9 protein-coding genes and 6 pseudogenes are annotated in these 13,865 nt (G+C 43.0%); 3 read left to right on the top strand and 12 right to left on the bottom strand.

Translation table 11 applies throughout. From position 1 onward, the window contains the following. Positions 1-579: 579 nt before the first annotated feature. Positions 580-1,047, bottom strand: coding sequence for a hypothetical protein (locus BK127_RS40360; RefSeq protein ID WP_076238302.1), 468 nt, complete (start codon positions 1,045-1,047; stop codon positions 580-582). 35 nt (positions 1,048-1,082) lie between these two features. Here BK127_RS40360 and BK127_RS40365 point away from each other — a divergent pair. Then, positions 1,083-1,340, top strand: a pseudogene (locus BK127_RS40365) (transposase); the annotation flags it as partial. A gap of 86 nt (positions 1,341-1,426) precedes the next feature. On the opposite strand, the pseudogene BK127_RS40370 reads toward BK127_RS40365, so the two are convergent. Both BK127_RS40370 and BK127_RS43385 read right to left on the bottom strand, forming a co-directional pair. Next, positions 1,427-1,627 (bottom strand): annotated as a pseudogene (locus tag BK127_RS40370) (IS3 family transposase); the annotation flags it as partial. Continuing rightward, positions 1,548-2,057 (bottom strand): ABC-ATPase domain-containing protein, encoded by a 510-nt coding sequence (locus tag BK127_RS43385; protein WP_076238303.1) that lies wholly within the window; start codon positions 2,055-2,057, stop codon positions 1,548-1,550. The gene BK127_RS43385 and the pseudogene BK127_RS40370, both read right to left, overlap by 80 nt. A 111-nt stretch (positions 2,058-2,168) precedes the next feature. On the opposite strand from BK127_RS43385, the pseudogene BK127_RS45390 reads away from it, so the two are divergent. Continuing rightward, positions 2,169-2,291, top strand: a pseudogene (locus BK127_RS45390) (hypothetical protein); the annotation flags it as partial. A 162-nt stretch (positions 2,292-2,453) separates the two neighbouring features. Here BK127_RS45390 and BK127_RS40385 read toward each other — a convergent pair. From BK127_RS40385 to BK127_RS40395, 3 genes and pseudogenes are all read right to left on the bottom strand, one after another. After that, entirely contained in the window at positions 2,454-4,412 is a 1,959-nt protein-coding gene (locus BK127_RS40385) for a carbohydrate-binding protein (RefSeq protein WP_076238304.1), read from the bottom strand. Positions 4,413-5,475: 1,063 nt separating this feature from the next. Beyond that, positions 5,476-5,988, bottom strand: a pseudogene (locus BK127_RS40390) (IS110 family transposase); the annotation flags it as partial. Positions 5,989-6,359: 371 nt separating this feature from the next. Beyond that, positions 6,360-6,740, bottom strand: coding sequence for a hypothetical protein (locus tag BK127_RS40395; RefSeq protein WP_076238305.1), 381 nt, complete (start codon positions 6,738-6,740; stop codon positions 6,360-6,362). 441 nt (positions 6,741-7,181) lie between these two features. On the opposite strand from BK127_RS40395, the gene BK127_RS40400 reads away from it, so the two are divergent. After that, positions 7,182-8,384 carry an IS110 family RNA-guided transposase gene (locus BK127_RS40400; protein ID WP_076238306.1) on the top strand — a complete coding sequence of 401 codons (1,203 nt, stop codon included), beginning with the start codon at positions 7,182-7,184 and terminating at the stop codon, positions 8,382-8,384. A gap of 219 nt (positions 8,385-8,603) precedes the next feature. Here the strand turns inward: BK127_RS40400 and BK127_RS40405 are convergent, their stop codons facing one another. The 6 genes and pseudogenes from BK127_RS40405 to BK127_RS40435 form a co-directional block, all read right to left on the bottom strand. Continuing rightward, positions 8,604-9,047 carry a GNAT family N-acetyltransferase gene (locus tag BK127_RS40405; RefSeq protein ID WP_076238307.1) on the bottom strand — a complete coding sequence of 148 codons (444 nt, stop codon included), beginning with the start codon at positions 9,045-9,047 and terminating at the stop codon, positions 8,604-8,606. Between the two features lie 74 nt (positions 9,048-9,121). Next, entirely contained in the window at positions 9,122-9,700 is a 579-nt protein-coding gene (locus BK127_RS40410) for an Ldh family oxidoreductase (protein ID WP_076238308.1), read from the bottom strand. Between the two features lie 20 nt (positions 9,701-9,720). Further along, positions 9,721-10,239 (bottom strand): DinB family protein, encoded by a 519-nt coding sequence (locus BK127_RS40415; protein ID WP_076238309.1) that lies wholly within the window; start codon positions 10,237-10,239, stop codon positions 9,721-9,723. A gap of 102 nt (positions 10,240-10,341) precedes the next feature. Beyond that, positions 10,342-11,295 carry a helix-turn-helix transcriptional regulator gene (locus BK127_RS40420; protein WP_256711683.1) on the bottom strand — a complete coding sequence of 318 codons (954 nt, stop codon included), beginning with the start codon at positions 11,293-11,295 and terminating at the stop codon, positions 10,342-10,344. 537 nt (positions 11,296-11,832) lie between these two features. Next, positions 11,833-12,451: pseudogene (locus tag BK127_RS40430) on the bottom strand (type 1 glutamine amidotransferase family protein). A 113-nt stretch (positions 12,452-12,564) separates the two neighbouring features. After that, a pseudogene (locus BK127_RS40435) lies at positions 12,565-13,164 on the bottom strand (helix-turn-helix transcriptional regulator). Positions 13,165-13,865: the final 701 nt, after the last annotated feature.

Below are 13,865 nucleotides of genomic sequence, written 5' to 3' on the forward strand. Positions count from 1 at the left end.
CCCGTCGACAAACCCATCATACCGAGGCGCTCCTTTTTTGACAAAGCCTATTTCTTAGCACTAACAGGAATGTTTAGTTTAACGCTGTCGCGTGAGTCTAATACTTTTTTCCTCAGTCTACATCTTTTTTTTCTTAGTCTACAACTTTATTTTCTTTCGACAGAAAGAGCGATTAATCACGGTTAATGCCTTGAAAAACGCCAGACTTAAAAAATAAGTTTAGTTTAAGGGAATATTTTGAAAAATGTTCCGTCGGGATTGTTACAAAGTTCTTGTCACCAATCGGGAATGTTATCAAGTTCTTGTCATTTCATTTTGACAAGAACTTGATAACATAAAACAAAAAAACCGCAATTTATGCGGCTTTCAATGTTACTATGTTCTTGTCACCCGACAGCATGCATGAATGATGCTCGCTCGCTCGTCAGCTGTCGGATGACAAGAACTTGATAACACTTTCTTTTCACTACTCTTATCCCCCCTGCTGCTATTTTTATATAATAGTATTTCATTCTTACACACCCTTTTCCCCTACTTAGGGGTTATTTCGAATTGTTTCACATGGGTATCATAATGACATTAGACTAGCTTCTCAATATACACTTTTCCGTCTAATAGATGTATGTGATAAGATGCCTGTGAATCCGCGTGATTCCACGATATTTGAAGGGTATCGGCAGTCCATTCAGCCACTTCGAGTCGACCCAAAACTTGATTGCCCTCGCAGGCATCATAATGCAGGGCTTGCACAAATATCACCTGTTGTTCCACAGGAACGGTTGTTATAAAAGATGTTCGCTGCCCGCTCGGCGGATTATCTGGTGTTAATGCCGTGTATGTCGTATGGGGCAGCGAGCACCAGACATGCTGTTCCAATGTTCCTTCACGCATCTGGTAAACAAATGCAGATTCGTCCGCTATCAGCTTCCGCTTCTCCTTGAACCATTGCTGATCCAATCGGCTTAACGGATCCTCAGTTGCAGACCAAAGATCCTGAGAATCATTGTCTTGCAGCTTACCGCTCCAATGATTCGTCCAATGAACCACGCGCGGCTCGGGGACGGTGACTTGTACAAGATCGAAAAGAGGGAGCCCAGAGCAAAACCTACTCAGTGAGCATTAAATCCAACGAACACTCCGAACAGATGGCATTTCAAGAGACGGAGTACTTCAAGGCAAAATCCAAAGAACGCTACAAAATTGAAGCAAAGAACAGCGAACTCAAACATGGACACGGGTATGATGTTGCCACATCCTCGGGTCTGCTTGGCATGCAGATGCAAGGGGCCATGGCCATATTTGCTGTTAACCTCAAACGAATATTGAAGTTAGTGGATTAGGAATCCTCGGTCCATACACACGAAATAGCCCCTAAAAAGAAGACATCTGCCTCCAATTCTCAGACAGATGTCTTCTTTGCTATTGATTACGTGCCACGTGAAAGTAAAATGGCCAGTTCTTCAGTGGCCTCGTACTGAACAGGGGTCATCTTTTTTAATCCCCATTGATATCTGTGATGGTTGTAATATTTGATATAGCGGTCTATTTCATCTTGCAACTCTTGGAAAGAGTTGCAGCCGCGACTGTCTACATGGTCTTTCATGTGGCCAAAAAATGACGTCACTGGAATTCAGCCATTCCCGAATCTTATTTTGTTTATGGACCAATTCAAAAGCTGCATGTAATCTGCTGTGATCCCACTCGGCAATGAGCTCCTCGACTTCTTTGGGAAGCATTTTGCAGAGCATGCGCATTGCTTTGTCATTATTCTTAAATGGAAGTTGAACGGTAATCATTAAGCATAGATACCATGTATCCGCGATGACTTGCGTAAAGGAAGCGTTACGTTGCAACACCACATTGGTTGGAAGAAAATAATAGAAAGCACCATTCTCTTTATCCGAATGTGACCGGTTATAAATCGATGTATTTAATGCCTCAATATTTTCTTCACGCACAAGACAGTCCCTTGAAAACCTGTGTTGACCATACGGACTTCCAACAGGTCCTGAATATACCCCCGTCTGGAGATTGCTTGCTTTCACATCGCCATTCAACTCTTGACTCCAAGGCGCTGGTCCTCTGTTATATGTAGGATAAGTTGGCTATTGTCAATTCTATACTTCAGCGGGGTACCCTTACACTAGAGAAACTGGAAGCTATGACCTTTGGTCGAATTTGGCGGCTTGCTCAGATATGCACCAGTTATAGTTGTAAACGGCTTCAACTGCGCTAACTTCGTTAATCGTGGCGGACGAATCTCAGCTCCAATTCATAGCTTTAAGAATTAATTGAAACCTCAAACAGCAAGTCCCTATTTCATTTAGGAGACTTGCTGTTTTTTTGTGTTAGTTGGTCAGTCGTAGGAAAAAACTTTAGCTGAATGAAGAGGACATATCATTTGATATCCCCCTTTATCCATCTTATTGCAATTAAATCAAACCGTTTCCATTCTATTTGAACTGGAACCAAGTTAAATTTGCAACTGTGCTTGAATCTGACTTAACAAAAGTAACATATACCGTATGGGTTCCTACAGCTGTCCCGGCATTAAGCGAGATATTCTTGACTGACCATGTCTGCCATCCGCCTGTGCTTTCTGCCGTCCAATAACCCAGCATAGTGCCTGTAGGGCTATCCAAGTGGAATTCGATCCTTCCGCCGGAATTAGCCGATGCAACCTTCAGATCAATACTTGTTTTAGCTGTACTGCCAAAGTCTACATTTTTAAATGCTATATAGTCGCCATTGCTTCCTCCACCCACATTCAGCCCGCCATCTGTGCTGGATTCATAGGAAAGAACACCTGAGCTAAGGTTATAGCCTTCCGCTTCAAATTTCAATGTGTTGAATTTTGGTTCTGCCGCATAGCTGTTCGTATCTGTTATTTTCAAATCTGTCAAATTAGTTGCCGCAACTCCACCGACGCGAACATTGTTTAATGTAACTCCGGAGACAGTAGATGTATCACTCCAACCCTTCATTATTGAAACTTCACCTAAAGCGCGTAAATTGATATTATTAAAGACCACATTTTTGATCGGACCGGTTTTTGCAGAAAGATCAAACCATCTGGAGTGAACACCGGATCTTGGCCAGAAGCCTTCTACATCTATATTGTCAAATATGATGTTTTGTGCTGCTGGAGTTCCATAAAGATGACCTACCGCTAAAGCGCGCCAGCTCCTGTATACATAAGAGTTTTTAACAACTATGCCATCCTGAAGCTGTTTAACTCCATCTCCAACCTTGAATGCTCCGCATCTGCTCCAGGCCAAAGCATCATCCACAACAACATTTGACTGGTTTTCAGGACTTCCAGGCCAGTTTGCAGCTATATCCGTAGTTGCTACATCCCATGTCTTAAATGAGTATGTGTCATCCTCCGATACTGCTACAGTATGCTTTATGAGTACATTCTGGCTCTCTTGAATGTCTATTGCATCATTTTCATAATCAAGTTCATTGTTGTTGAAGTGCTTTGTATTCTGGAAGGTTACGTTATTAGATCTGGTAACGATCGTAGCCCAGCCCCCGCTGTCTCTTATTGTTATGCCGTCAACCGTGAAGTTGCTGCTCTGCAAGGGCACAAGAATATTGTTCAAATAATTGTTTGTATTTCTCATATAATGGCCATTGCCGTCAATAGTCCCCCTGCCGTATATTTTAATATTGTTTGCATTTGTTTCGGTATAAATAAACCATGTTCCATCCTTACCCAGAGAATTCTTATGAAAATGGGTAGTGTAATCGCTCGGATTTCCTGAACCCCTTATAACAGAACCACCCTCCAGATAAACCGAAACATTGCTTTTTAAAACAAGGTTTCCGCACTTATAAACTCCGGCTGGAACGTATACTATACCGCCACCTGCTGCGTTAGCCGCATTTATGGCGTTTTGTATTGCAGTTGTAGCCATAGAGGCACCGGTACTGTCGGCACCGTATTGCGTTTTAACATTGTATATACCTGTACCGGATGAAGCCGGAACATTGGTTTCGAGAGCATCTGCCGCAATAACCAGATCCTTCAGGTTATTGATTTTAACGATAAGATATGTTGGTGATGAAAGTGTAAATGTAAGTGTATTTCCGCTCTTTGTTGCAGTGATTCCCAAAGCTTTGGGAGAAATATTATAGGTATTGATTGTCTCGCTTGCTGTTATTGTGATTGTAGTCGTACCTGAAAAAGAGAAATTACTATAATTATAGTTTACAAATACCGCCGAAGTGTCGATTACCGGTATATTTGTAGAGTCTGCTGTTACCGTGTATTGACTGGTCGTGGTATAAATCGACGGTAATGGATAGCTTACAATTGTACCCGCCGCGCTTGCTGTCAAAGGAACGACAACTAACAGACTGGCGAGCATACAAACAATTAAACTTAATAAGCTTAACTTTTTTAGCATAAATAAACACCTCTTTCATATTTTTTAGAAAACACTCTATCATCAGTCAATGATGATTTCACCAGTGATGCTCTATTACTCTTTTCAGAAAGTCGACGTATTCCTGTTCAGCTTCGGAAATGGCAGAGTAATACTAACCTTTTCTGCATCAGCAAAGTTTCCTTTTAAAGTACAGCCCCGGTTTTTGTTGCACCTTGTGCAGGATTTCTGCGTTGGTCGCTACTACTGAGCTGTATTGTTACATTTTATGCACAATCTCCCCACGGTCGCTGCTATTGATCTAGCATTGTTGCACTTCATGCACAATCTCCGCGCAAGCCGCTCCAATCATGGCACATGGCCCCACTGTTACTCCGCATTTCCGCCCTCAGCCTGCTTCCAATCTAGTGCCAGGACCAGGCTCAGAGATGTTATTAGCATACGGTTCATCATTGGTAGTTCATCATTGGTAGTTCATCATTGGTAGTTCATCATTGGTAGTTCATCATTGGTAGTTCCCCCTTATATATCCCTAATGTATTCGCTTACAACCTGATTATAAACGGATTGGCGCATCCGGATAAGGCGGGTAAGCCCACTTTAAGGGCAGATTTCTGCAGGAGCTTTATACAGTGAAGGGTGGCCACCTCCGCCCTGCGGACATGCCTCCCCTGCGCATTTTTATTCTTTTCCAAGATAATGCAGTTTGAACTCGGACGGGGTCATTCTGGTATATTTCTTGGATATCGTAATCCTTTAATAGTGAAAGCCATCGGATTATGCGGATTAATTGCATTTTGCATATATTGTAAAACATCCATTTGAAAATACTCACTTCTGGCTTAATTTCCTTATTTCAATAAGAAGAAACCTAGTTATTGTAGCGTAGTAGCAGCGCTCGCTCTTCATCCCCCTCTTCTATCTATGAAATAATAAAGTATTATTTTCTTGGTGCATGCAGTTCAGTTAAAAGAAAAAAGAGGCTGTCCCAAAAGTAAACTTGGAGACACCTTCAGGAACAAAATAAAATGACATTTGAAAAAACCAAGGAGCTATGCGGCCTGTTCTCGCCACACACACACTTATGAACCCGGCCTTGCACCACTCGTAGGTCAGTCGACAGATGATCGCGAATTTTCATCGCTTCCCTCAGTTCGGCATATTTGCCGTGGAGAAGATTAGGTATGGCGTATCTCCCATCTTTGATAAGTTGTGCGATGACTCTGGCATCTTTAATGTCGTTCTTGGTCGGTGAGTTGTCGTCTAATTCTTTGCTTTTCTTCACGTGCAGTGGATTAACTACACCACATAATACTTGTTGTTCTCCCAGGTAATATGCGAGGTTCAACCAGTAATGGCCGGTGGGTTCCATGCCAACTATGGTGTCCTTGAACCCTTGCTCCGTCGCAATCTTCCGGAACCATCTAACAAACAATTTAAAGCCTTCTCGGTTATTCTCAAACGTAAATGGCCTCCCGATCTCGACTCCGCGGTAGTCTTGGGCCCTTGCCACATGTTTGAATTTTGCGATGTCGACTCCGACAATTAAGGTAGAAGTAGTGATTTGATTAATACGCTCATTTTGAGTAGAATTCATCTTGTAGTCTCCTTAGTTTTGTTTTTGGATCCGGTAGCTGGCGAGCATCTGGGACCCAAGAACATCATACCAAGGAGTCTTTTTATTTCTCAAATCTCATATTTCCTCATTATAGGAATGCTGCCCGTTACTTCAACAGATAACAGCAACCGATCGTGTGCGGTTGCCGTTATGTCGTGATTGAATTATCGTCTCCCGTTAGGAGCGTAACAACATAATGCCGATTGCGGAGCAATAATGATACCTATGTTTCCCAACATTCTCGACTCAAGAAAAAATATATTAGCTTATCTCTTAATTCGGGTTCCTTCTCGATGGAAACATCGGTTGGAGCGCTAGTTGAACATGAACGTTATTTCAGAAGCGTTCAACTAGTCATATTGTGAGTACAGCGCAAGCATATCATCAGCACAGCCAGCTAAGATAGTATTTGCTTGTTCAGCATGGTTTACTGCCTCAGCGTAAAGTTGTAGATTAAAACTAACAGAAGCCATTATTAAATGCCATTCATGGTCCGTCATTCCCTTATCAGAAACAGTTTGCAGCAACCCGTATGCTTGCTCAAATGGATTGATCTGGTCAGAATAATCTTGCAGATAATTCAGTGCCCTTGCAAATGCTAAAATCATTTCATATGACCACTGTTCCTGAGGGTACTGCTGCAGGATTGATTTTATTTCATTATAATTATCTACAAGCTTCATTATATCCATCTCTGCCTCAAGATCGTTTATATACTGTATGTCAATCATTCAGCTTCACCTCTCTGGCTACAGTCATACTAACATACTAAATGGCATTCCATTCCGTTCTTTTTACCGGATTTAAGTGAACCACTAAGAAGTACAAGCACCATGCTACTCCCTTGCTATTTCATGTGCCAATTTTACCAATTACTGATGCACGATGTAAAAGAGGATTTCGTCCTATTTTTTTGCTATCCTGCCCGATCGTATTATGAGGTCACCAGATCTTTCTGGTCGACCTCTTTTTTGTAAGGTCGTAAGATAGCGGTAGCCGGGGATCGAACGTTTCTGCCCGTGGGACTTGGATCCCGAGAGCTATTCAGTTCATCCCCCCTACTTGTTCAACCATGGTTAGGCTGGTTGGGACATGAATCCCGTATCACATGCGATAGTGTGGAAGACAAGAAGGTTAGGGGTTGCCGGTGTAAATACTACAGGAGTGATGTCATGAATCCAGTTATTGGTTTGGATGTATCCAAGGGAGAAAGCCATGCACAAGCATTTTTAGATCGTGGAGTACCTTATGGAAAGATCTTTAGGTTTAAGCATGATCTTGAAGGATTAGCGTCTTTTCTGAATTACATGAGAGGGGTGGAATCAGCTGCAGGAATGCGTCCCTCCATTGTGATGGAAGCAACAGGCCACTATCATAGCCCAGTTGTTCAGTTTCTAGATGAGCATCAGTATCTGAATATCGTCATTAATCCTTTAATCTCACATAACGCCAAGAAAACCAATTTGCGACGATTGAAGACGGATGCCGCTGATGCCCATCTTTTAGGAGCGTTGTTTTATAAAGAAGAGTTTGAACCCTACAAAAAACGGGGTCAGCATCTCATGAACTTACGCTATCTGACACGCCAACATGAATCTTTAACGGGTATGTATGTCCAAGTAAAACTACAGTTTCAGGCTATTCTGGATCAAGTTTTTCCTGAATATCATGGCGTGTTTGGTGACCTTTATTCAAAGGTTTCCCTTCGACTTCTGGCCTTACACCCGACGTCTAGAGAGGTTCTGGAACTGGATGAGAAGGAGATTTCAGCAACAATCCAACGCCTTACAGGACGTGGCAAATCGGCTTTATGGTGTCTAGAGCGCGCTCAAATCTTAGTAGCAGCAGCAAAGCGAAATCCCTTTAAGGAGACGGCTTTTCCAAGTCATTTGATCTCCATGCAGTTGCTCATCAAATTGCTTCTTCAATACCAGGACCATCTAGCAGACCTTAATAAATCGATAGAGGCCCTAGCTGAAGCGTTACTTGAATATGATTTAATCCAATCGATACCCGGAATTGGCACTAAAATTGCTGCAACAATTTTAGCTGAGATCGGGGAAATCGATCGGTTCAATCACGCAAAGAAACTTGTTGCTTTTGCTGGTATAGATCCAAGTGTTTTTTCTTCAGGCAAGTTTACAGCAACCATAAATAAAATAACTAAGCACGGTTCCAGGAGGCTTCGTACTGCCTTATATCAAGCTGTACGATGTGGTATTCGTAGTAATAGAAATAAAAAACTAAGAGCTTATTATGATAAGAAGCGCGCTGAAGGAAAGCTGTTCAAGGTAGCGATAATTGCTTGTGTGAATAAACTCATCCACTGGATTTTTGCCATCTTGACTACTAAGGAAGCGTTCCGTTTAGAGTAAACAGCATAAAATGGAAGTATATGGAATACATTTCCGTGCTATGTGGGACGGCTCTTTCCCATGCACTTTTTTAAGTATACCACCTCATGAATCCGCCATTAATAATTAAATATTGACAAGCTATTAGCTGGAATAGTTGAATAGGCTACCGATCGCGCCGGCAGCCTATTCATGGTTGAACTAACGTTCTTCGTTAGTTTAGCGCCAAATGGTTATCCATTAGTCAATTTTAATAATCTTATCAAAGCAGTATGAATCTTTGTCATAACCATTATGCTCATAGAAAGCATGGGCATCAGTTCGCTTCATCCCGGTACATAAAATAATGCTGGATATTCCGCTGTCTTTCGCATAATTTTCAGTGTATCGTAGCAGTTCAGTTCCTACCTTATGACGCTGAAAATTATTATGAACAGCAAGTCCGGTTATATGCAGATAACCATTCGCTGACCCTACAGCTAATGCATGAACAATAGATATGAAACCAACAACATGATTCGCAAGTAACGCTACAAACGTTTTGTAATTACCGGCTCTGATCATCTGTTCCATCGTAACGCGAAAGTTCTCATCCGTAACAGTACGAACGCCAAGTACATCGTTCCATAAGAAAACAACTTCAGTATAATCTTTTGATACAACTTCTCGTATCTTAATTTCCATACCCTACCCCCGTTAATAAAAATATTCGCGAACAAAGGATTCGACAATTGATGAAAATGCCGGCCGCCTGTTCGTCATGAAGCTATCGTTCCCGTTCGTAATGATTCGAAATTCATATTGATACCTGATCTGTTGCTGACACGAATAATTGAATCTAGTTGACTCTTGGGATATTCAATCCATCCCCTGCTCATTACTTGATTACTTATTTCAAAAGAATGATATCCTGGATAGGTCTTAAACTGCTTCAAATAATCTTGAATTTGTTTGATCATATGAGCTGAGTTAAATAATTTTGAGTTAAATGCAAATATTATAGCCCCTTCTCCCCAGGGTTTACCTGGTGCATTTCCAAAAAATCCCCCAGTTAATGCACTTGCAATAAACTCCATACCCATTGCTAACCAAAGACCTTTAGTTCCACCCAAGGGCGGAAAAGATCCGCAACTTCGATCTCCTTCGAGAATCTTATACAATATATTTAAGTCTTGAGATGCCTCACCATTTGCATCTTGTACGATTCCAGGAGGAAGTATTCCATATTGGTCAGCATATTCTTTTAGCCCGACCGCTGAGTGACGAATATCATGAGTACTTAAAGAACCGTCAAATAAAAAGGGCGGGGTACCTGGTCCGAGTTGGGTGCCTTTCACTGCCTTAGAATATTCAATATTTACCGCTGACCTACCTGCCGTTCCATCAAATAAAATATATAATCGGTCGGGACCCCGGCATATCCTTGCTGCCTCAGCATCGCGGTCACATTGCCCCTGTGATACGTCCCGTGGTTGACCACATGCCGCAGAATGTCGGAGAAATGCGTATCAAGACGGCCGTACTTCGGATGCTCAATCGTCATTGCCTTGTCCGGGTCAGGCGTACGCCCCAGCAAATCACGGAACTGTTCGGCGACGCCTGAGAACAATCGGCGCATCTCGTCAACGGTTCTGCCCTGCGCTTCCTCCGTCCAGCCCGGCATCTTCGGAAAAATGTCTTTGTTCGGAACTTCCGCTAGCACAGACATATAGAGCTGTTCGAGCAAGTACATGTGCCCAAACGTTTGTGATACGGACGGGAACACGCTCGTCACTTCCGCATGGAACACATCCTCTGGAAGCTGCTCTAGGTGAGCGAATAGTCGGTCGTTTGCCCAAACATGATATTCGTACAATTGATGCGGGTGTTGAAGCATGGATGAATCCACCTCTCCTTTATTCGTCGTCGTTTGGCTACCACTGCCGCAGCCTTGTCTCTATCGTATACCAGGTTCGCTGACAACCGTTGTCAGTGAAGTTCAATCGGAATCTTCGTCGTAATGTTTTGCGATTCCATATGCCACTTCCTGGATCCGACGCTTCAGCTCCAGCGGCTCCCGAATGCGAATGGCTGTGCCGAACGTCATTAGATACATCGGAAGGTGCTTGTTCATCGTCGGGACGTCGAGCAGAAACCGCACCTCCCGATCGGTCCGTTCCGTCAAATAGTGGCGCATATGCCAGTGGCGGCAAACCGCGTTCAGCGTGTCGGGCTCTCCCTCGATGCGGATGACCGTCAGCGGTCCGTCTGCCTCCCGTTCCCGCTCGGACTGGTCGCGGAAATAGACGGACGCGGAGAAACGCTCCGGCTTTTCGAACCGCACTTCAGTCGGCTCCAGCCGCGCGATGCGGTCCACGCGGAACGTCCGCACCGCCTGCGACCGATGGCAGAACGCGACAGCGTACCATTCGTTTCGGTCATAAGCCAACCCGTACGGATCAACTTCTCGTCCGTCGTCCTGCTCCGCATTCGCTTTGCGATAGGTGATGTGAACCGTTAGCCCGTCCTTCGCCGCCTGCTCTAGGTCACGTAACAACGGAACGACGGAAGGTAGACGCGACGGAGAAATTACATCCAAGCCATTCGACTGACAGGACAAATCGTGGCGCTGCTCTTCGTGCAGCCCGTTCTCCACCTTCTTCAGCGCGCTTTCCAGCTCCTCTGTATACGGATAGCCAGCGCCTTGCGCAAATTTAAAAGCATCCACAAGCGCCTTCACCTCTACGGAGTTGAAGAACAATGGCGTCTCCTTGAAGCTTTCCAGAATACGAATGCCACCGTCATGGCCCGATTCCGCGACGACCGGCACACCACTGGCGCATAATGCGTCGATATATCGGTACACGGTGCGAACGCTGATCTCCAAACTGTCCGCGATCTGCGTGGCGGTGAGCTTCCTTCCGGTTCTAAGCATCCAAAGCATCGAAAGCATGTTATCCCATTTCGCTATCGGAAGCACCCTCTTTTTCTCAAGAAAATGAAACTGATTTGAGCTTTGCGTAATTATGTGAAAAATAGATATTACACTCAGGTGAATGCGGCTCCATAATTCTACTTTCTCACAACCAACACACAGCACTCCACATGCCTTGTGGCTGTGATAAGTATGCCGCTAGAACCTGTAGCCCCTTGGCGGCAGGGTATATTTTCGAAAGATTGCTTTTTCAACCTCAAAATTTTGAAGTTTCTATTTTCGTCAACTATTTGGCACCAGCATTTCTATTACATCACTTCAGCAAATTGTCACTTTTAACACTTTTTATTAAAACAATTATTGGACTTATTCTCCACCAAAGCTTTTGGCCCATTCAGTAACCCTCCGACTACTTTCCACTTCTGACAAATCCTCAATCCTAGTCATTCAGAAGGATTCTTCACTGTTATAAATACGGTAATAGATGTACAGCCGTTGGGTGTTCCATTCTTTGTATATTTACCTGACACTCCCATATATTTCATGTTTATACCTTTATTGGATTGAATTCATCAACTCATAGAAATATTTGGATTCTTGAGTCTTATTAAGACTATACCAGGCATCTAATGTTTGTGAAGAAAACACGCCCAGAGCTTTCAAGACGTGTACAGAAAATTCCAACGGAGCTATTCCAGATGCAGTGATCAATTTTCCATCAGTTACAACAGACTCCATTTTGTAATACTCTTTACCCGTGTAAGTGGGACAGATCATTTTAAGGTATTCCAGATCATTGCTTGTATGCGGGCGTGAATTCAGCAATCCTGTCTGGGCAAGTCCCATTGTAGCACCACAAATCGCTGCAACCAATATACCTTCCTTTAAACACCTCTGGGCGATTTTTAAGATGGGTTGGTGAATTGTTTCTGTCCATGTATCTCCACCGGGTAAAATCAATGTATCTGTGCTTTCAATGCTGCACTCATCCAGTTTAATGTCAGGCAGTATTTTCAATCCGCCCATTGTAGTTACAGGAGTCTTTTCAATTCCCACAGTAACTACTTTTGATGGGGCCAGCCCCTTTTTATAATATCTTCCCGAGTTCAGTTCGGCAGTTAAGTAACCTATTTCCCAGTCTGCCATTCACATAAAGATATACCGTATTATTCATTTGCAAGTTCTCCTTATTTTACAATTCATCAAGTGATACCAACTATCCATCGGTAATCAATAATTATCATCATTATAAAACAACTTCACTGACATCTACTGTCAGCGAAGCAATTAAAGTTGATAATATTCCATTAACTCCGACGCAACAGCAACAAGTTTTTCCTTCAAACTCTGTGGTTCGATTACTTGAATGGATTTCCCGTAGGATAGGAGAAAATAAGGGACATATATTATGAATTGATTTTTCCTCAAGTAAAAAGATTGCTTGGTTTGATGTCCGCTCTTTCAGATGATGCCCCAAAAACCAATGCAGGCATAAGTCATCCAATGCCTCTGGCCTATCTCCGATAATTAAAGAAATTAACCCGTCCTTGCCTACTAAATCAGGCAATAGATTTTGCATAAATAATTCACGGGCCGAAAAAGCTTCGGGTCGCTTAAATGTTATTTGAGTACGCTTGATTTGTAGAATTCGTTCTGCCCCAAAGCTGCGGATCGCAGAGGTGCTCTGATAAAATTATTCAGCAAGCTATACCCGCCATTATGACCTGCGTCGGATATTATAGGCACTCCACTGGCACATAGTGCATCAATATACCGATAAACTGTCCTTATATTTATTTCTAACTTTTCGGATATTTGTTTTGCTGTCATTTTTACGCCCAGATTCAGCATCCATAGAATTGCCAGCATATTATCGTTTTTTGGCATAACATGAACCCTCATCCCTTTATTCATCAATCTTTCAGCCTTTCAATCCTCACGCAGCATTCAACGTGACTCGTCTACCTATCTTTCAACTTCCTTGAGCGATACTGTCACATCTCATCTATTCATTTCGAACCATCAATATTAAGCACTCCACATGTGTCGTCTGCGGGAACGATAGCTTTTCCACTAAATCAATAACTACTAAGCGCATAATTGTTGAAGTATTTCTTCCGATCTCCGATTAATTAATTTTAAGGTATGCCCTGCACTCTTTTTCCTTCTGTACAGCTTCGAACATCTCTTTGAAAATAATCGACTTATAACGGAAGCTCCTGTCATCTCTTGAAGGTTCCTGCATCTGCTATTATCTAGTTTACACTCTTGGTCAACGGTAGTTTAAGATTCGCGGTAATCGGACAATGTTTGTGTCGCATTTTGATAATAGGATCAAGTTTGTGTCGTAGGCTAACGACATAAACTTGATCCTATTAAGAAAAAACTCCAGATTAACCCTGATTACAATTAGGACATTGTTTGTGTCGTCCGACAATAATTTATTATTGACAAGAACTCCGCGCCCTGGCGAGATTGGCGATCAACGGCCACTACTCTCTTCGCAGCGGGATTCGATAAGCGGTATCGCAATCGTGGCATCCGAGCTGCCTCGGTGATGCCCGGGAATAGCCTTACCGATCTGGCAC

Source organism: Paenibacillus sp. FSL H7-0331 (assembly GCF_001956045.1).

Coding starts and splice junctions, on each gene's coding strand:
- BK127_RS40385 (WP_076238304.1), bottom strand. CDS start 4,412: ATGCTAAAAAAGTTAAGCTTATTAAGTTTAATTGTTTGTATGCTCGCC.
- BK127_RS40395 (WP_076238305.1), bottom strand. CDS start 6,740: ATGATTGACATACAGTATATAAACGATCTTGAGGCAGAGATGGATATA.
- BK127_RS40400 (WP_076238306.1), top strand. CDS start 7,182: ATGAATCCAGTTATTGGTTTGGATGTATCCAAGGGAGAAAGCCATGCA.
- BK127_RS40405 (WP_076238307.1), bottom strand. CDS start 9,047: ATGGAAATTAAGATACGAGAAGTTGTATCAAAAGATTATACTGAAGTT.
- BK127_RS40415 (WP_076238309.1), bottom strand. CDS start 10,239: ATGCTTCAACACCCGCATCAATTGTACGAATATCATGTTTGGGCAAAC.
- BK127_RS40420 (WP_256711683.1), bottom strand. CDS start 11,295: ATGCTTTCGATGCTTTGGATGCTTAGAACCGGAAGGAAGCTCACCGCC.